Origin of the sequence: Paenibacillus sp. EKM10P, assembly GCF_011800655.1 — a bacterium.
GTDB lineage: Bacteria > Bacillota > Bacilli > Paenibacillales > Paenibacillaceae > Paenibacillus > Paenibacillus polymyxa.
Genome location: NZ_JAALET010000011.1, coordinates 94952 through 112798 on the forward strand (window position 1 = coordinate 94952; position 17847 = coordinate 112798).

General features: G+C 46.5%; 16 protein-coding genes. 5 read left to right on the top strand and 11 right to left on the bottom strand.

Features of this window, described 5'->3' with window-relative positions; genetic code table 11:
- Window positions 1-346: 346 nt before the first annotated feature.
- The 7 genes from HFE01_RS20940 to HFE01_RS20965 form a co-directional block, all read right to left on the bottom strand.
- Entirely contained in the window at window positions 347-1765 is a 1419-nt protein-coding gene (locus tag HFE01_RS20940; RefSeq protein WP_167438645.1) for an aldehyde dehydrogenase family protein, read from the bottom strand.
- A 43-nt stretch (window positions 1766-1808) separates the two neighbouring features.
- Complete coding sequence (locus HFE01_RS20945) at window positions 1809-2237, bottom strand: universal stress protein (protein ID WP_167438644.1); 429 nt, start codon at window positions 2235-2237, stop codon at window positions 1809-1811.
- A 27-nt stretch (window positions 2238-2264) separates the two neighbouring features.
- The gene (locus tag HFE01_RS20950; RefSeq protein ID WP_064961764.1) at window positions 2265-3476 is read right to left on the bottom strand and encodes an MFS transporter; all 1212 of its coding nucleotides are present in this window, start codon (window positions 3474-3476) and stop codon (window positions 2265-2267) included.
- A gap of 40 nt (window positions 3477-3516) precedes the next feature.
- Window positions 3517-3972, bottom strand: coding sequence for a MerR family transcriptional regulator (locus tag HFE01_RS20955; protein WP_167438643.1), 456 nt, complete (start codon window positions 3970-3972; stop codon window positions 3517-3519).
- Between the two features lie 349 nt (window positions 3973-4321).
- Entirely contained in the window at window positions 4322-4423 is a 102-nt protein-coding gene (locus HFE01_RS27095) for a hypothetical protein (protein WP_014599460.1), read from the bottom strand.
- 106 nt (window positions 4424-4529) lie between these two features.
- Entirely contained in the window at window positions 4530-5114 is a 585-nt protein-coding gene (locus HFE01_RS20960) for a TetR/AcrR family transcriptional regulator (RefSeq protein ID WP_167438665.1), read from the bottom strand.
- Window positions 5115-5374: 260 nt separating this feature from the next.
- Window positions 5375-5986, bottom strand: a complete 612-nt coding sequence (locus HFE01_RS20965) for a pyridoxamine 5'-phosphate oxidase family protein (protein ID WP_167438642.1) — start codon at window positions 5984-5986, stop codon at window positions 5375-5377.
- Window positions 5987-6101: 115 nt separating this feature from the next.
- On the opposite strand from HFE01_RS20965, the gene pdxR reads away from it, so the two are divergent.
- Both pdxR and HFE01_RS20975 read left to right on the top strand, forming a co-directional pair.
- Window positions 6102-7640: a MocR-like pyridoxine biosynthesis transcription factor PdxR gene (gene pdxR, locus HFE01_RS20970; RefSeq protein WP_167438641.1), complete on the top strand. Its 1539-nt coding sequence runs from the start codon at window positions 6102-6104 to the stop codon at window positions 7638-7640.
- A 122-nt stretch (window positions 7641-7762) separates the two neighbouring features.
- Window positions 7763-8191: a DUF1259 domain-containing protein gene (locus tag HFE01_RS20975; protein ID WP_016819386.1), complete on the top strand. Its 429-nt coding sequence runs from the start codon at window positions 7763-7765 to the stop codon at window positions 8189-8191.
- Window positions 8192-8263: 72 nt separating this feature from the next.
- Here the strand turns inward: HFE01_RS20975 and HFE01_RS20980 are convergent, their stop codons facing one another.
- Window positions 8264-8902 carry a pentapeptide repeat-containing protein gene (locus tag HFE01_RS20980; RefSeq protein ID WP_025363990.1) on the bottom strand — a complete coding sequence of 213 codons (639 nt, stop codon included), beginning with the start codon at window positions 8900-8902 and terminating at the stop codon, window positions 8264-8266.
- A gap of 150 nt (window positions 8903-9052) precedes the next feature.
- Here HFE01_RS20980 and HFE01_RS20985 point away from each other — a divergent pair, with 150 nt between their 5' ends.
- Window positions 9053-12352, top strand: a complete 3300-nt coding sequence (locus tag HFE01_RS20985; protein ID WP_167438640.1) for a DUF5695 domain-containing protein — start codon at window positions 9053-9055, stop codon at window positions 12350-12352.
- A gap of 299 nt (window positions 12353-12651) precedes the next feature.
- On the opposite strand, the gene HFE01_RS20990 is transcribed toward HFE01_RS20985, so the two are convergent.
- Window positions 12652-13698 (bottom strand): hypothetical protein, encoded by a 1047-nt coding sequence (locus HFE01_RS20990; RefSeq protein WP_016819389.1) that lies wholly within the window; start codon window positions 13696-13698, stop codon window positions 12652-12654.
- Window positions 13699-13915: 217 nt separating this feature from the next.
- Between HFE01_RS20990 and HFE01_RS20995 the strand changes: the two genes are divergently transcribed.
- The gene (locus HFE01_RS20995; protein WP_107734944.1) at window positions 13916-14314 is read left to right on the top strand and encodes a hypothetical protein; all 399 of its coding nucleotides are present in this window, start codon (window positions 13916-13918) and stop codon (window positions 14312-14314) included.
- Between the two features lie 592 nt (window positions 14315-14906).
- Window positions 14907-15857 (top strand): glycoside hydrolase family 26 protein, encoded by a 951-nt coding sequence (locus HFE01_RS21000; protein WP_016819391.1) that lies wholly within the window; start codon window positions 14907-14909, stop codon window positions 15855-15857.
- A gap of 271 nt (window positions 15858-16128) precedes the next feature.
- Here HFE01_RS21000 and HFE01_RS21005 read toward each other — a convergent pair whose 3' ends face one another.
- The gene (locus HFE01_RS21005; protein ID WP_017425736.1) at window positions 16129-16956 is read right to left on the bottom strand and encodes a carbohydrate ABC transporter permease; all 828 of its coding nucleotides are present in this window, start codon (window positions 16954-16956) and stop codon (window positions 16129-16131) included.
- Window positions 16953-17837: a carbohydrate ABC transporter permease gene (locus HFE01_RS21010; protein ID WP_016819393.1), complete on the bottom strand. Its 885-nt coding sequence runs from the start codon at window positions 17835-17837 to the stop codon at window positions 16953-16955. The genes HFE01_RS21005 and HFE01_RS21010 overlap by 4 nt, the downstream gene beginning before the upstream one ends.
- Window positions 17838-17847 lie beyond the last annotated feature (10 nt).

Genomic DNA, 17847 nt, shown 5'->3' on the forward strand with positions numbered 1-17847 from the left:
CTCCATTTACTAATAAAATGAGTGATTGATCAATTACTTAGTTTCATACTTCTTCATCTAACTGAATCTGCATCAATTCATAGTTCCAATAAAGATACGTTCAGTCAACTTGAAGCGTATGCTGCTCATAAATGTCACCTACGTTGATTGTTAATCAATTAGTAATTGATCAATCACTAATTGATTGGTCTCAGTATAGTTTATTCCTTTTTATTTCGCAAGTGGTTTTGGTTCAACTTGCCACTGTTACTATCGCGCAAATAATGAGAAAAAAAGGCCCATCTAATGAGCAGATATACGTAAAACGTATTATCCATGTCCATCAGATAGGCTTTTATACAGCTATTTACCGTTTAATAACGATCAGCTTGGTTTCCAACATTTCTTCCATAGCGTACTTTACACCTTCGCGTCCAGTGCCACTTTGCTTCACACCGCCATACGGCATATGGTCAACACGGAAGCTTGGTATGTCATTGATCATCACGCCCCCTACCTCAAGCTTGTCCGCTGCATCCAGCGCGGTCGTGATATTACGTGTGTAAATCCCCGCCTGTAAGCCATAAATTGAATCATTCACATGGCTCACAGCCTCATCTACAGAGCTAACGGAATGAATCAGCACAAGTGGGGCAAACACTTCGCGACAAGACACCTTGGAAGTCGGGTCCACATTGAGCAATACGGTCGGCTCCAGAATCCCACCTTCGGCATGACCACCCAGAGCGATTCTCCCGCCTGCTTGGACTGCTTCCTCCAGCCACTCACGAACACGCTCGACATCCTTGGCTGAGATGAGCGCCGATACGTCCGTGTCCGGGTCTAGCGGATCTCCGATTTTTAAACGTTGAGTCGCTTCTATAAATCGGGATACGAACGTATCATACAGCTCACCGACAACGTAAATACGTTGAACCGAGATACATACCTGCCCCTGATTGGCAAAGGCTCCACTCACACAACGGTCGATGATCGCGTCCACATCTGTATCACGGTCAATAATAACAGCCGCGTTGGAACCCAGCTCCAGCGTGACCCGCTTCAAGCCAGCCTTGGAGCGAATTTCTGTACCGACTGCCGGGCTACCGGTGAAGGTGATATAGCTGACGCGTGGATCAGTGACAAGTACGTCGCCAATCGTTTTGCCATCGCCGCTGATCACGTTAAGAGCGCCCGCAGGCAACCCGGCCTGCTCCAACAACTCCGCGATCAAGTAAGCCGACAGTGGTGTCTGCTCCGCAGGCTTCAATACGACCGTATTGCCTGCTGCCAGCGCAGGGCCCACTTTATGAGCGACCAAGTTCATCGGGAAGTTAAATGGTGTAATAGCTCCTACTACCCCGACGGGTTCTTTGAGCGTGTAGGCCATACGGCCCTCGCCGCCTGGTGCTGCATCCAGCGGAATGGTCTCTCCGTGAATGCGCTTGGCTTCTTCGGCTGCAAACTTGTAGGTTTGTACCGTCCGATCAACTTCCGCAAGCGCAGCCTTCCATGGCTTGGACGCTTCACGTGCAATGGTACGCGCTGCATCCTCACGTCGCTCTTCCAGCAGGTCAGCCAGCTTCTCCAAGATAGCTGACCGCTGGTGCGCTGGCATGGCCCGCATCTCTGCACATGCATCAGATGCGGCCTGAATAGCGGCCTTGGCATCCTCAGCAGTGGCCTCTGCTACCTCAGCAATGACTTCCCTGGAATACGGTGATTTCAGTGTCGTATATGATGAAGCTACTTGCCATTCACCACCAATAAATAAATGCTGCTGCATGCTTTTCCCCTCCTTTTCTCTATATCAATGTTCCTTTTAACATCTATTTTACCGTCAGTACCGGACAAGGTGCATGCTGAATCACATGATGACTCACACTACCCAGGATCAGCTCCGAAACAAGTCCCTGTCCCCGTGTTCCCATAATGATCATATCCACCTTTTCCTGCTTTGCACTCTCGCAAATAACACTCGCCGGATCACCATGACCCGCCAGCATACGGTACGAAATGCCCTCGTCCTTCAAATAGTCGGCTGCAGGCTCCAGAATATGACGACCTTCCTCTTCGATCCGCTCATCCACATCAATCCCAACCGGGGGCTCATTCATGGATAAAGTCGGATTTACATGCAATACGGTCAGATGCAGGTTTCCCTGAAGCTGCTTGGATAACGTTTTGGCTGTCTCCAATGCCTTCATAGCGTGTTCCGAACCATCAATCGCGACCAGAATCTGTTTGAATTCGCTCATATTCTTTTCCTCCCCAGAAGTTCAATATTAGTGTGCATCTACCTGAATGTCCTGCATATGTCGACGACGTACGATCAGCACAGCTACACCAATCAGTACCATCAATGCTCCAAAATAAAACGGGGTTTCTGCTGAGTACCACTCTGACAGCTTCCCTGCAAGCCACGGCGAAATGGCCCCGCCCAAAAAACGCATAAAACTGTAGGCCGCAGATGCTGTCGAGCGCTCCACTGGAGCAGCCTGCATAACAGCAGTTGTAATCAATGTATTATTAATCCCCAGAAAAATACCAGCTACAATGACGGCGACAATGACAGTCGTTGGCGAACCAGCTACCGTCCCAATCGCCATAACACCTAAATCAATGGCAAATAGCGTCAGCATGATACTAATGGAAGATACCACGCTCAAGCGTGCTTGAATCTTTGGTGCTACAAACACCGAGGTAAAGGCCAGCATAATTCCCCAACCAAAAAAAACGTAACCCAAACCATGCTCGTCTAAATGCATTACATATGGAGAATACGCCATCAACGTAAAGAATCCAAAGTTATATAACAATGCGACAATGCCGAGCGTGAACAAGGCAGGATAACTTAGCGCTTTGAACGGATCAGCAATGGAACCACGTTTTTTGGGCTTTGGAATCGAAGGCAGCATAAACGTAATGAACAAAAATCCCACTACCATCAGTCCGGCTACACCGAAAAACGGACCACGCCAGGAAATGGAACCTAACTCACCACCTAGCAGCGGGCCGACTGAAATCCCGAGGCCCAAGGCCGCTTCATACAAAATAATCGCTTTAGCTGTTCCAGAAGTGGACAGACCAACAATCGCAGATAACGCTGTTGCGATAAACAAAGCGTTCCCCAAACCCCAGCCTGCTCGGTAGCCTACAATTCCGCCAACTGTATTGGCCGTACCGCCCAATCCGGCAAACACAATAATAAATAAAATCCCGGTTAGTAGCGTCCATTTGACACCCAATCGACTTGATACGACGCCCGTAATCAGCATCGCAACGCCTGTCACCAGATTATAGCTGGTAAACAGCAATGACACTTGGCTTTTCGTAGCATGAAGCTGATCGGCAATGGCCGGAAGAATCGGATCGACTAATCCCAGACCCATAAATGAAATAACACAGGCAAAGGCGACCGCCCATACCGCTTTAGGTTGAGACAGCAAGCCTGAGCGTTCTTTTAACTCTTCAGGTAATGCATGTTGTGAACTCATAATAGGATGTTACCTCCACATCTGAATGTCAATGTTCTTGTTATGATGGATCGCGCTCAAGTTCCTCATCCAGAAGAATCTTACGTTCACGCACCCTAACCCGCAGCTCCTCCAGCTCTGTCTGGAGCATACGGATACTGTTGATTTTCCCCACCATTAAGTCCAACTGTTCGTTCAGCGTACGTTCCATATCCTCCAACATGGCCCGTCGCTCGATTGGCTGCAAATGCTCTGTGCGCTCGCGATATTCCTCCCGCTGCCCCTTGAGCATTTCTGCTGCGGACATGTAACGCTGAAGCTCTTGCAAAGAAAAGCCAAGCACTTCCTTGGCACTCACTATTTTTTTTAGTAAATCCACATCCTCCTGCGTATACAGCCGCATATTTCCTTCACTGCGCTGCGGAGAGGGCAATAAGCCGATTTCCTCATAATAACGAATAGTTCGCTTGGTCAAACCGCTTTGCTTCGCGACCTCATCAATTTTATACGTAACCATGACACCCACCTTATGAAAAAGATTATATATAAATACTACGCCTATATAACGTTAACGTCAACGTAAACTTTGAATTAAAAAGAAACCGCCTCTGTTAGAGACGGTTCCTATTTGGGATTGCATAGTCATAGACCCGAAGCATCGGCGCTCAAGCCCATGAATATCGCTTAGATGAAAATAGTACGTGTGATGATAACCAGCAATATGAAGAGTACCAAAATTACACCAGTGGAAGTCCACATGCCGTAGCCGCCACCGCCACAGCTTCTATCTACTTCACCCATCTCAAATTCCTCCTCCCTCTGTCGATTACAACAAATCGCCCGAAATCAAATTCTTCAACTGAGAATTAGATAACGAATGCTTTGGAAATAATAACGAGCAGAATGAAAAGTACCAGAATCGCTCCTGTAGATGTAAAAGCTCCATAACCAGCGCCTACTCCAGACATGGTGATTCCTCCCTTCATGGTTTACAAAAGCATCTTATGCTTATGCCACCGTCCATGATAGGGACAAATGCCGCGCCTGCCGCCCAAATGTGGATTTGGGGTTCAGTTATTCCTCGGATGCGAGCATTCCGTGATACAGGAGATTTCTTGCCTGCTTGGCAAGTACAGACGGGCTTTCACGTCCAGGCAGCAATTTCGTTAACGTCAGTCGTTCTATCAAACCGATCACGCATTCTGCTGTCAGTTCAGGGTCAAGTTCCTCACGGCAGGAACCCCATCGTTGTGCCGCCAGCAGATGCTTCTTGATATGCTCTGCCATTTCCGCCTTGATGTGTACCGAGTCTGCCGCCTGATAAAAACCGACACGAGTGATCGCCGGATTATTAGACAACATGCGAAAAATAGCTTCCAGAAAAGCTTGTCCCCGTCTCAAAACTTCAGCTTCGCTTAGGTCCGGGCCAATCTTCATACTTTGTACCGTCTCATTCACCAAAGTACGGAAGCTCTCCACAAGCTCCTCATACATTTGTTCCTTGCTTTCAAAATGAATATAAAAATCCGGCTGCGTCAATCCTGCACGTGCCGCAATCGAACTTACCTTAGTTTGGTAAAACCCCGTCTGAGCGAACTCTTCAGCCCCCGCTTCCAGTAACAACCGCCGACCTTCCCGACTTCTGACTCCTGCTCTCATCACGGTTTTGCCCCCTTACACCACAAATCTATCGTATTATAAAGTTCCTTTGCAGTAAGAACAACGGGCTTGAGGATGATATATACCTTTCCTTCAAAAGTCCTAATATAGAAGGACTGAATGTTATGGAAAATCAAGGGTATTCCCCCTACAAGGTATAATTAACCAATTAGATAGATAAGCGAGCAGGAATTATTACGCCGAATTTAAAAATTTATACTTGAGAATTTTGTGAAATCCAGACTTTCGATATATATATATCAGTGATGAGGACCATATTTGCGCATCATCTTAATCGTTATCAGATCATCATCCAGCCCCCGTTGTTGCAAGCCGTCGATAATTTGCTGACGCTCCTGATCTTTAACATTTTGTCCGAATTTAAACTTGGCGGTCCATTCCTCGGGTACAATTTTGATCAGAGCGACCCCTTTTAAACGTGAGGCATACCGAGAATCGCTGGCATCAATCGTGTCATATCCGCCTTCCGGTTGCAGCTTACTCATAAAAATGGAAAATGCTGATGCTTTTTCTTCCAAATCCACTACATGCTCCGCATGACCACGCACGGTAATACTTTTAAAAAATGAGGTCGCAGGACATGCCATATGTTCATCCGTGAAATAAGATGGAATGAGCGCATATTCTTTGGCAGCTGAAAAAGTAACCCGATTGTCCTCTTTCATCCGTTCCATCTTTTCTCCAGCACGGCTGCCATGAATATAAAAAACGCCATTTCCATAAGCGAAATTCAAGGGAACCACACGCGGAAAACCATCCTCGCTGTTCATGCCTAAAAATCCGAAACTTACCTCGCTTAGAAACTGCTCTATTTCCTCTAGTTCTTCTACCGTAAATTCCTTTCTTCTCATAGGGGACTCTCCTTCCATCTATTGACCAATGATACATTTCAGATTATGTTGAAAATGGATTATTAAAAAGATCCAATATAAACGGAAATGACTGGTCCAATATAAGGAGAAAAGTATGGACATTACGATTGCATATCAGCGTGCAATTCAAAAATATCATTTGAAATACTTGGCATTGTATCACGCTCTTCGAGAGGGGATTCTCACTGGCTCCCTTGCCAGCGGTACGCGCCTGCCTTCCAGTCGTGATCTGGCTGTGATGTATGGCATTTCGCGCGGAAGTGTTAAAGAAGCATACGATATGCTGTTGGCAGAAGGATATGTGAATTCGCTAGTAGGCAGAGGAACCTTTGTTATGGAACAGACTGCAATGCTGCCAGACGAATCTCTAATCGATCAGCAGAACCAAACCCCGCCTATTGCAAAACAAAAAGCCCCTGCTCTGTCAGCATGGGGACAACGAATAATGCAGCTCGAAAGAGAACGGGCCTTATACTCGGCTCCTGTGTCTGCTACGGATAGAGACGGTGCACAGCTGCCTTTGATTTCTTTTCAAGCAGAAGAAGATGTATTGGAGGGCAGCTCACAGATCGCATGGAAAAGTGCATTGGCTGCCGCTGGCAAGGACCTGCAAAAGCCTTCGGATGACTCAACGCCTGCACCAGTGAACGGTGATAAAGGACTGCGTGAAGCGATTTGCCATCATGTTGGCAGAACACGCGGAATTACGGCTACCCCGGATCAAGTCGTATTATGCAGTGGTTCCATGGAAGTGATCACGTTATTAAGTCAGCTGCTTATTCATGAACAAGATAACATTGTACTGGAGAATCCCTGTTATTCCGGCATCTACCGTGCAGTTACTGCCTCAGGCGGACAGATACACGCTGCTGAGCTGGATCAGCATGGAATTATTCCACAGGATTGGGATGCCAAGCTCCTGTTTGTTACGCCTGGACGACAGTTTCCAACCGGTGCTGTATTGCCATTAACGCGCCGTCAACATATTCTGCAATGGGCAGCGTCCAAGGGGGCGTGGATCATTGAGGATGATTATGACAGTGAATTCCGCTGGGCAGGACGCCCCATTGAACCATTAAAAGCACTGGATCGCGCGGAATGTGTCATCTATGTCGGTTCCTTTTCCAAAAGCATGTTCAGCAGCCTTCGACTCGGGTTTGCCATCCTGCCTGTGGCATTAGCTCAAGCGCTGACTGCTGCCAAACGACTATACGATCCCCTGCCGCCTGCCCGCTTGGAACAGCGTGCACTGGCACGTTTTATGATGCGCGGAGACTACATTCGTCATTTGCGGCGGATGACTCGAATATACAGATCACGCTACGACGTATTCCAGCATGAAATACAGCCGTTGAGTGAGCTGTTTCACTGGCAGCAGAACGATTGCGGTCTACACGCCTATGCCATCTGGAAGCATGGACCTGCCCAGTATCATCATTTGATGCAGACAGCACGATTTTATGGAGTCACATGGCGTGATGCTGCTGATTACCAACTGACACCGGGGCCTCCTTCAGCCTGCTTTAACTTTGCTCACTTAACGGAGCAGCAGATTATCGAAGGTATTATGCGTCTGCGCCAGGCCTGGGACAGTATCAAACATCAGTATCACGGAGCAACGCTAAGGCAATAAAAGGGTACTCTATTCGTACTTTGTATATAGCAAATTAGACTAACGATAAAGAAGACTTGCCCTTTCCATTCCCTCACTCTTTCATATGATGCTAGTAACTTAAAAGAATTGGAGTGAGAGAAATGGCAGTTAGTCCACTTTGTAAACGGTTTGCCGATATATTAAAAGCAACACCTCAAATCATTAACGGAGTTTGTACTGCATCTACAGTCAGAAATAACATCAAGCCGATCATTTTGGGGAAAAGGGCCAGATCCTTTCTTGCCATCCCCCAAGCTTTTTCTTTCGAAAGCATTGGCCGTAACGGAAAAGGTTTATGTCTTGGCGAAACTGTGATTCTGACCGCAGAAATTAATCCGTTTATTTCTCGACTTCGTAACCATGATATCAAAGTGACGGCACTCCACAATCACTGGCTATTCGATAACCCTAACCTTTGGTACATCCACTTTGAAAAAGTAGAAAAGCCGCTTGTTTTCGCCACAGAAGTACGTGACGCGCTTAATGTCTTGACAACGAAGCCTGTACGTCCGGTGATTAAAAAGAAATAAGCTATCAATAAATGCAAGAGATCCGCTTAGGCGGATCTTTTCTTTGTTATGGCTACCTTTGCCCTGAACCCCTTATTTAATCACTAGCCCCAAAAGGCCAACAAAGGATGAAGCCTGATGCGGTGAGATGATGCAACCATTCAAGTCTTCTATCTCCACTTGTAATCCGTCAAATTCGCAATCACTGAGATCAATTCCCTTGAGCTTGGCCCCCGACAGGATGGCTTGATCCAGATTGCAACGGGCAAAAGAGGTTTTTTGTAGTGTTGCATGATAAAGATCTGCACTTATCAAAGAACAATCCTCAAAACCAACTTGCTTGAAATTAGCAAAACGGAACATCGAATAATCCCCTAGGCAATCCAGAAAACGAACGTTTTGGAGCCTACTTCTCGAAAAATCCGTTCCGAGCAATTTACAATTTCTGAACTCTACCCGATGGATAAAGGAGCCGGAAAAATTAATATTAGACAGATCGCATTTATCAAAAATGATGTCTGTCCATTCACTTTCCGGCAATGATGATTCCATGATGGTGACATTTTTGAAGACCATCTTCTCTAATGAAACCTTAACTGCTTCCATATTGTCCAAAATAATATCCTCTACAGACCCTGTACTAAGTTCGTCTTTGGATCGTATGGAGCGTATTTCTTCATTTAATACGGGTAAGTCCGCAGGAATCTTCGGTGACTCCATTTTATTTTTCATTATAGCTCTACCTCCACTATGAATATATTTCTAGGATATCTATATGAATCTATTTTCTATTAATTCTCACGCATAGGGTAGCAAAAGTATTTTTGACACATATATTAACATGTGAGCACACTCACGAACCTTTGTTAGGAGGTTGATAGCATGGCAGTACAGCTATCTAATCAAATATTCTCCATCTCAATCGGGGATTATGGGGATATCTCTTCCTTACGTCTGACAGGAGACACCTTCAATACGAATTATGTCATGAACGGCTCTAACGCACCTAAACAAAATACGTCAGATCATCAGTGGCTGGGTGAACTCATGTTCACCTATCGTCTCGGTAACGGGGCGTGGACTCGGGCATGGACAAGCAATTCTGCTGATGTGCGCCAGATCATCTCTTCTGGTAACAGCGTCCAGGTATCCTATCAAAATTCCTCCAACCATCAGGGAATACGCAACTTCACTTTACAAGAAACCTATTCGTTGGTTAACGACTATTTACATTGGCAAATGAAAGTAACGAATACTTCTAATCAAGCACTGGAAATCGGAGATTGGGGGCTGCCGCTTCCTTTTAACGAATACTGGTCCGGTGGCAATAATGAACAAATCTATGAAACCAGGGTACTCTCTCACTCCTTTGTAGGTCATCACAGTTCCTTTATTACAGCTGGACGACCTAGCGGCATCGGACCGTATATCCTGCTGCTACCTGATGCCGCAACGGGTGCTGGTCTCGAATATCAGGACCACTGGAGAGTCGAGGAGCATCCAGGCAGTACATGGGCTATGGAGCAAGGCGGCTGGTCTGAGGGACTGAATGTGTTCTATATCCACTCCAATGTCATCAAAAGCACCAACCGTGGTTATATCGGAAGCACCAGTCTGTCGCTGGCCCCTGGTGAAAGCAAAACGTATGCCTATAAATTCTACAAGGTAACGGACGAGCAGGCTGTAAAGGACAGGCTATACAGCGAGGGGCATGTGGATGTGACCGTGGTTCCGGGTATGATTGTCCCGACCAATCTCAAAGCTAAATTCGATCTGCATACAAGTAAATCCATTACCTCTGTCACAGCGCAGTATCCCTCCGAAACGACCATCAGCTATTTGGAAAATACCCCTACAAACCACAAAATATATGAGCTTACACTGGGACGATTGGGTCACAACAATATTACAGTAAATTACGGTAACGGCGAAAAAACCGTTCTCCAGTTCTATGCCATTGAGCCGGTTGACACTGCACTTCAGCGTCACTCCACCTTCATGGTCAACAGCACCCAATGGAACGTACCGGGAGACCTGCGGGACAAGGTGTTTGACGACTGGATGATGCAATATAAGGCCAAACGCAACAGCTTTGCTGGCTACTGGGGCTGGGGTGATGATTGGGGATTAACTCACGGCCAGTTTCTAGCGGAGAAAAATGTCCAGAAGCCCGTGGCCTCCGAGATCAAGGCTGTCGATGATTATCTGGAGGTGGCTATCTGGACGAATCTGATGGAAGGCCATCATACCGATTATTTGGTCCCTGATTTCCTGATGCCACAACCTAATACGACACCAACATACCGGGGCTATGCCTATCCGCACATTTATAATACGTTTTTCAGCATGTATAAACTTGCCAAGCTGTATCCCAACCTGGTCAGCTATCGCAATAGCAAAAACACATATTTGCTACGTGCTTATCGTATTTTTAAAGCGTTGTATGAAGGTCCTGTTGCTTATAACTGGAACACAGGGCTTATGGGTGAGCTGACCACACCTGATATGATTAAGGCGCTTCAGGAAGAAGGATTGACTACTGAGGCTAACGACATGATTGCCAAAATGGCTACCAAGTACAACAATTTCAAAAACACCACCTATCCCTATGGCTCTGAGTACAACTATGACAATACAGGCGAAGAGGCGGTATATACACTTGCCAAAATGAACGGCAATACGACAATGATGAGCAAAATCAATGCCAAAACACGCGCCGCACGCGGACATATGCCTGTCTGGTACTATTACGCTGATCCGGTCACAATCACCGGAGAGAATTGGTGGAACTTCCAGTACACCACTTCGCTGGCGGGCTATGCGATGGATGACTGGACACGTCGTTATTCGTCCAAGCCAGAAGTGGACCAGCGCCTATCCTATGCCGCCAAACTGGCGAACATCGGGGCGATTAATTCAGGACAGATCAGCCCGGACCCTGCCAATATCGGGGCAGTATCTTGGACATATCAGGCAGGTAAGGGCAATTACGGCGCCCTTGGTCTGGACGGCGGCCCTCTCTTTAACGGATGGCGTGGCATGTCCGGGGAAGCCGATCTGGGGCTGTTTGGAGCCATTAAAGTCCTAAGTTCGGATGTTGCTGTCGATCCCATATTTGGTTTGTTCGGTTATGGATGTGACGTTGCAGAAAGCAATAACAGCTATACAGTTACTCCAAAAGATGGCGTATTCCAGCGTCTGCATCTGATCACCCAGAAGCTGAGTCTGGAGTTGAACCGGGACCAATATACCTTGGCCGTCGTGTCCAAATCCAAGAACAACATCCGTCTGATGTTGAAAAATACGACACCAGACACAGCTCATACTACTACTGTGACAATAACCGGACTCGCGATAGGTACGTATGACGTACTGGTAGACGGCACAAAAACCGGCTCAGTCACTGCTGTTAACAGTGCTGCGACTACAACCAGCCTGAACATCGGTACGGCAGCCAACTACGATATCCGCATTCAGTCCAGTACAGGCAATCCAGCTCCCGCTGGGGACATTATAGCCCATTATGAATTTAACGAAACGGCCGGATCAACCGCAGCCGATTCGTCAGGTTATGGGCAGCAGGCCAGTGTAATTGGCGGCTCGTGGAGCGCGGGGCGGAATGGCAATGCCCTGCGCCTTAACGGTATTGGCGCCTATGCCAGCCTGCCCGGCGGAATCGTTAGCAGTTTAAATGACTTTACGATTGCAGCATGGGTACGAGTGAACACGCATAATGGCTGGGCTCGTCTGTTTGATTTTGGAGCAGGAACAGATCGGTATATGTTTTTGACCCCGAAGGCCGAAGGGACAGGTATGCGTTTTGCCATCACTGTCTTGGGGAACGGAGAGGAACAGCAGCTGAACGCCCCGGAACTGGCGACAGGGGTGTGGAAGCATGTAGCAGTGACTCTGTCAGGCACTACGGGAATTATGTATGTGGACGGTATAGAGGCGACACGTAACACGGGTATGACGCTGAGACCTTCCAGCCTTGGACTGACAGATTGGAACTACATTGGGAAATCCCAGTTTGATGATCCTTATCTTAACGGTGCAGTAGATGAGCTGATCATTTACAACAGAGCTCTGACTGCTCAGGAAATCAGGGGCTTGGCCTCGGCAAGCAGCACCATTACAGCCCATGATTTGAGAGTCCAAGCATATGCTGAAGGGGCCGATTAGAATGTAATTATGAACTTAATTTAATGCATTCCTTTCATGCCATTAACGTTTTAGATTGTGAATGATTTGTATTATGAATGATTCGTACCATGAATCATTGGCGTCGTAAATGATTGGTATCGTGAATTATTTTTGCGGGTGCTTCCCATCGCCTCCGCCCCGGATTTCTTATCTTAATTCTGCAATCAGGGGAGAAATCCGGGGAGATGATGCTTCCGAAGCGAGCCTTCCTATGGAAAGCTGGTAAATCGACCACTTTACCGAGGGGTCTAGCCGTAGCTCTTCCATCTGCAGAGCAATTAGCTTCGTCTAATACGTGTCGTTCTTGGTCTTAAGCGAACGAGCTCCTCACTGGTGAGTTGTCTAGTATAGGAACGAGGGGAAGATCCTGTATCTACCCTGAGCACCCTGCCTGCCCCGCTGGGGCGGGCTACTCGTGTGTTGAATACCTGCATGACCCACTGCACTGGAAAGGCTATGGATAAGCGACCATCTGCCGTGCCTGCATAGTTGACCGCGGCTGCATAATTATCGGACTGTCTGAGCCATACAGAGCCGGAATCCCCGGGTAGTGATACAGGAGTCGTACCTCTAATAACCGTCTGATCTTCGAAGGTCAGCAGGCCCAACTCACCACCATAATTGATTTGCAAGTCCGTATAGACGGACTCTACCGTGCCATTAACCCGCCCGCTCGTACGCCCTACCTTCTTCAATCTTTCTCCTATGCGATAGGCGGTAACATGACCCGGAATCGCTCCCACTGTAGCATAACGGGGATTGAGCAGGTTGTTGCGGGTCGGAAGCGAAAGCGCTGCATCAATCAGGTTCGTTCCAGTGGGATTTAAGCGTACGTAACGATACAGTCGTCCTATACGATCCTGGGCAACCGTCCCCCCATCGGCTCCGCCTGGCTGAATTGTAGCCTCCCGATTGTCTGTATTGGAGGGATTGAGCACATGGTTATTGCTTAAAAGATAACGTGTAGCCGGCGCTCCAGTTGGGGCAACGATAAGTCCGGTTGTACCGGAGCCTTCAATCGTCCCGACACTGTAGCCGGCGATGACCGGGCGGATGCGCACTTTGTAGTCCGTAGCATTAGCCCTGATTTTTCCAGTCTTTACAATTCGGACAGGAACGTTCGATTTCTTCCCTAAGGCAGTGGCCGACAAGAGTCCAGTAGAGGCCGACGCTAGACGGTCCGTGTACACAATGACAGCGGCTCCCTTTTTGGGGTGCGCAGGGTCCCTGTAGCCTACGCCAATGCCGTGAACACCGGACATTTTTAAGACTCGCTTGGCCATCCGCTTTTTCACTTGAAGCGCGGCCGAGAAGGTAGCCAACATAATCATCTCCTTTTACTTTCAGATGAAATATTGTATGGCTAAGGCCGCTCTGCGTTCCATTTGATCTTACGATCGCTGTTGCTTCTCTAGCTCCAAACGGACCGCTGCGCTACCGAACTCCGTATCGAACTATATATGAAGGAATTACAAAATATGGTATAATCACTCGCGAAATTGGCATTCGATCATTTGATTCTAATGTTCGAGGAGGTATTTCATGTTTTCAATGATATTGACATACAGCATACAGGCAATTGTGATTTTACTAATTATTTTCACAGTGTTGAGAAACAACAGAAAGAAAATAGGCCGGGGATCACTTTCACTGCTGTTATCTCTTCTTGGCATGGCTGTTTCTTTTGAATTTGGCGATTACATATTCGGAGACCAGTTGCTTTCCTTTTTAGGAATGTCAGCATGGTCCAATCCTGTTAATAATACTGGGTTCCACTACACTATTTTTGTATCGAGTATTTTTTTTATTCCTAGCTTAATCATTGGATATAAAAATCCTGAAGATTTTGGAGCTCTTATTGGAAGACGAATTTCTAGTATTTATCTAATTATAATCATCATTTCGCTTTTATTTTTCATAATAAGCTGTTTGTCGAAGTGAAAGTTGGATGTGTGGTCATTCCAAAATAAGAGGCCTTTCTATAATTGAACTGATCTCTGTTAAGTAAACAGTAATAAAAAAGCAACCTTAAGCAGCCTAAGTCCGATATTCATACGGTCTTAGGCTGCTTAATTTCTGTTAAAAACAATGGTGTGTAGAAATAGATGTAACGTCAAGTGTGCGAGTATGAATTCTCTATATAGTACAAGAATAACAATAATTGCAATCAAAATTCATAAGAGTGAATTAAAAATTCATAAAAATGAACCGGAAATATTTTCTTTTTCACATACTTAGCCTCTACCACTGTTTGCAGAAATTGATAGTTTATTGTTATATGAAATAATTTTTACTTCAATAGAACTATTTTAGTTTTTTTCCTTGCAGTCGATATAATTGAGGGTTCGCCAAAAAGCCCTTTCCTATAGGAAGATGGGATCAACTCGCTAAAAATAATGTACGTTGTGATTGATAGTAAAAGTCAACCAGCCGATCCGAGGAGGTAGTGTACTAGAACATTTTTCACTTAACACACCTTATCTTGCGTTAACCGATAGCAAGATATAAAACATTAGGAGGATAACCAACCAATATGAATTCATTCAAGAAAACGAAGAGCTTGATCACCGCCCTGACCGGGGCTGCGTTATTATTCGCGCTACCGATGACGGCAGGCGCGGAGAGTAATATCAATTATACTGGCATGTTCCTGGGCTATGACGGAAGTGTAGACACCAGTCCTGTCCAGACCTACAACCCTGACATCGTCTCTTATGATCTGCTGAACTGGAACTACGGGGGAAGCGATGCAGCCTCCATTACCTCCCATAGCGCCTCAGCCATCCAAGGCTTAGGTAAAATCGTTACCATTTCTACCCACATGCCCAATCCCCAGGGTGGAAATGTAAACGCCCCGATGTCTGATTCCGATTTTAAGATCTTGGCCAATACAGACATTTCATCCATCAATTCATCCAGCCCCGTATGGCTGCAAAATTATAAGGCTCAGATTGACAATGTTGTGACTAGCCTGCAAAAGTTTGACTCATCCCCCGTCTATTACAGACCCTTCCATGAAATGAACGGAGGCTGGTTCTGGTGGGGAAACAAGAACACGACGGACTATAAGAACCTGTACATCAATCTGTACGATTACATCGTGACGACCCATGGCATGTCCAACGTCAATTTTGTCTATGCTCCAAATAAAGGAGCCAACGCGGCCGCTTATTATCCCGGCTCCAGCTATGTCACTTGGATTGGCATCGACGCCTACAGCGACGATCCGTCCAATGACAATGAAATCAAGATGGCTTACAATGACATCAAAGGACTTGGCAAAACTTATGGCTTCTGTGAGATTGGACCAGCCGTGGGCGGCGACCATGTGGATCGCAACAATAATCAGCTCAAGGAATTCGATTATTCGCTTTGGAGCAATGCCCTGAATGAGATCTATACTGGAGCAAGCTTCTTTATCACCTGGGACGGTGCCTATGCTCCGCAGAACAATACGAATAGCAGCACGCTGTTTGCGAAGTAAAGCTCACAGTAAGCATTCGGCTCCCGGTTCGGCAGCAAGGCATCGTACGTGTTATCCCAAGAAGACAGCAAGTTCCTGGAAGATTAGGACGTCATCAAGCACGACAAAAAAGCATGCCCTTATGAACTGAAGTTCCCTATCAAGCAGCCAGTTATTAATAAGCCCTATTTAAACAGCCTGAGTCCCATATTCGTAGGGGCTCAGGCTGTTTAGTCTCTTTTGAAAACGTTCGTGGTTAAGAAAGGATTTTTTTAGCAATGAGAAGCACAGCTTATCCCTTAACTGCTCCCTCCGCAATGCCTTCCATAATGAATTTTTGAAAAAAGGCATAGATCAGAATAACCGGGATGGAGGTCAGCACGAGCGCAGCCAGAATGAGCGACCAATCCTTGTTGTATTCTCCAAACAACATATTGGTCGAGAGAATCAGGGTGTAATGGTTCACATCCGTCAGCATCAAAAGTGGAAGTAAAAAGTCATTCCAAATCCACAGGAAATCCAAAATGGCAATTGTGACGGTGATCGGCAGCAGCAAGGGAAATATAATGCGAAAGAACGTTTGGAACTCATTGCAGCCGTCCATTTGCGCGGATTCTTCCAGCTCACGCGGGATGGATTTGACGAATCCATGATACAAAAAGATGGCCATGTTCACGCCCAAACCGATATAGATCAAAGCCAAGCCGTACGTACTGCCTTGAACAGACAAATCTTTTGCCATTCGTGTAAGCGGTATCATTATAGAGTGAAAAGGCACCAGCATGGACGCAACAAACAGAAAGAAAATCGCACTGCTCAGTTTTCCACTTGTACGAGACAGCTTGTAGCCTGCCAGTGCCGAACAGACCACGATCCCGCCAATGCCGATAAAAGAAATAATTGTAGAATTCAGAGCGCTGTTCAGCAAATGGGTCTGATGAAAGGCCTGGCTGTAATTTTCAAAGTGAAGCTTCGTCGGCAGCGCCGTAAAGGATGCAAACATCTCACCCTGTGTTTTAAACGAATTAATGACCGCCATGTAGATTGGGAAGAAGGACACGACTGCGCCCACGCACAGCATCAGCGTGATCAGCAAGGAATTAGCTTTTTTCAGCCTCATGCCTCCACCTCCCTCTTCTTCATGACACGTAGCTGGATCAGAGTGAAGATGAGCACAATGGCGAACAAAATAACGGATTTAGCGCTCGCATAACCATAACGGAAGTTGTTGGAGAACGCCTCCTCATAAATGTTCATTGTAATGACTTGTGTACTGCGTCCCGGTCCCCCGCCAGTCAGCCCATACACGACCTCGTACACCTTGAAGGCACCGTTAAGTGTCAGGAAGAAACAGATCGTAATCGCGTGGGTAATCATCGGCAGCGTCACACTTCGCAATGTCTGAAATGCGTTCGCTCCATCAATAATAGCAGCCTCCTTCAAGCTTTGTGGTACACCCTGAAGTGCAGCCAGATAGATGATCATCATATATCCCACACCATTCCAGAGCGAGACAATAATGATGGAAAAGAACGATACTTTCGGATCGCCCAGCCATGATTGACCTAAAAAGGCGATGGCCGTCTTTTCAGCAATCTGCGGCAGCACGGAGGAAAAAACGAATGTCCACATAAATGCGCTAATAATAGTACTGATCATATTGGGCATAAAAAATATCGTCCGAAAAAATCCTTTGCTACGTGTGCGTGATTCAATCAACACTGCCAGTACTAGCGCAAGTACATTTTGTAGCACGATCATGACCAACACGTATTTAAGTGTAAACCAAAGGGAATTGAGAAAATCGGGGTCTTCCTTCAAGGATTCCACAAAGTTCCCCAAGCCGATAAAGTTGTAATTGGGATTCAATCCATTCCAGTCTGTAAAGCTGTAGTACATGCCGCTGATCGTTGGAATAAGCAGGAAGATGGCGTAAAAGATCAGTGCCGGGGCAGTAAACGCCAGCAGCATGACGTATTTTTTGTAGATTTTAAAAGGCATGGAGTCTCTC

Bases quoted from the DNA above. Each gene is read 5' to 3' on its own strand.
- pdxR (WP_167438641.1), top strand. From the start codon at position 6,102: ATGGACATTACGATTGCATATCAGCGTGCAATTCAAAAATATCATTTG.
- HFE01_RS20985 (WP_167438640.1), top strand. From the start codon at position 9,053: ATGGCAGTACAGCTATCTAATCAAATATTCTCCATCTCAATCGGGGAT.
- HFE01_RS20965 (WP_167438642.1), bottom strand. From the start codon at position 5,986: ATGAGAAGAAAGGAATTTACGGTAGAAGAACTAGAGGAAATAGAGCAG.
- HFE01_RS20950 (WP_064961764.1), bottom strand. From the start codon at position 3,476: ATGAGTTCACAACATGCATTACCTGAAGAGTTAAAAGAACGCTCAGGC.
- HFE01_RS20960 (WP_167438665.1), bottom strand. From the start codon at position 5,114: ATGAGAGCAGGAGTCAGAAGTCGGGAAGGTCGGCGGTTGTTACTGGAA.
- HFE01_RS20990 (WP_016819389.1), bottom strand. From the start codon at position 13,698: ATGTTGGCTACCTTCTCGGCCGCGCTTCAAGTGAAAAAGCGGATGGCC.
- HFE01_RS20945 (WP_167438644.1), bottom strand. From the start codon at position 2,237: ATGAGCGAATTCAAACAGATTCTGGTCGCGATTGATGGTTCGGAACAC.
- HFE01_RS20975 (WP_016819386.1), top strand. From the start codon at position 7,763: ATGGCAGTTAGTCCACTTTGTAAACGGTTTGCCGATATATTAAAAGCA.
- HFE01_RS20980 (WP_025363990.1), bottom strand. From the start codon at position 8,902: ATGAAAAATAAAATGGAGTCACCGAAGATTCCTGCGGACTTACCCGTA.
- HFE01_RS20955 (WP_167438643.1), bottom strand. From the start codon at position 3,972: ATGGTTACGTATAAAATTGATGAGGTCGCGAAGCAAAGCGGTTTGACC.
- HFE01_RS20940 (WP_167438645.1), bottom strand. From the start codon at position 1,765: ATGCAGCAGCATTTATTTATTGGTGGTGAATGGCAAGTAGCTTCATCA.
- HFE01_RS21000 (WP_016819391.1), top strand. From the start codon at position 14,907: ATGAATTCATTCAAGAAAACGAAGAGCTTGATCACCGCCCTGACCGGG.
- HFE01_RS20995 (WP_107734944.1), top strand. From the start codon at position 13,916: ATGTTTTCAATGATATTGACATACAGCATACAGGCAATTGTGATTTTA.
- HFE01_RS27095 (WP_014599460.1), bottom strand. From the start codon at position 4,423: ATGTCTGGAGTAGGCGCTGGTTATGGAGCTTTTACATCTACAGGAGCG.
- HFE01_RS21010 (WP_016819393.1), bottom strand. From the start codon at position 17,837: ATGCCTTTTAAAATCTACAAAAAATACGTCATGCTGCTGGCGTTTACT.
- HFE01_RS21005 (WP_017425736.1), bottom strand. From the start codon at position 16,956: ATGAGGCTGAAAAAAGCTAATTCCTTGCTGATCACGCTGATGCTGTGC.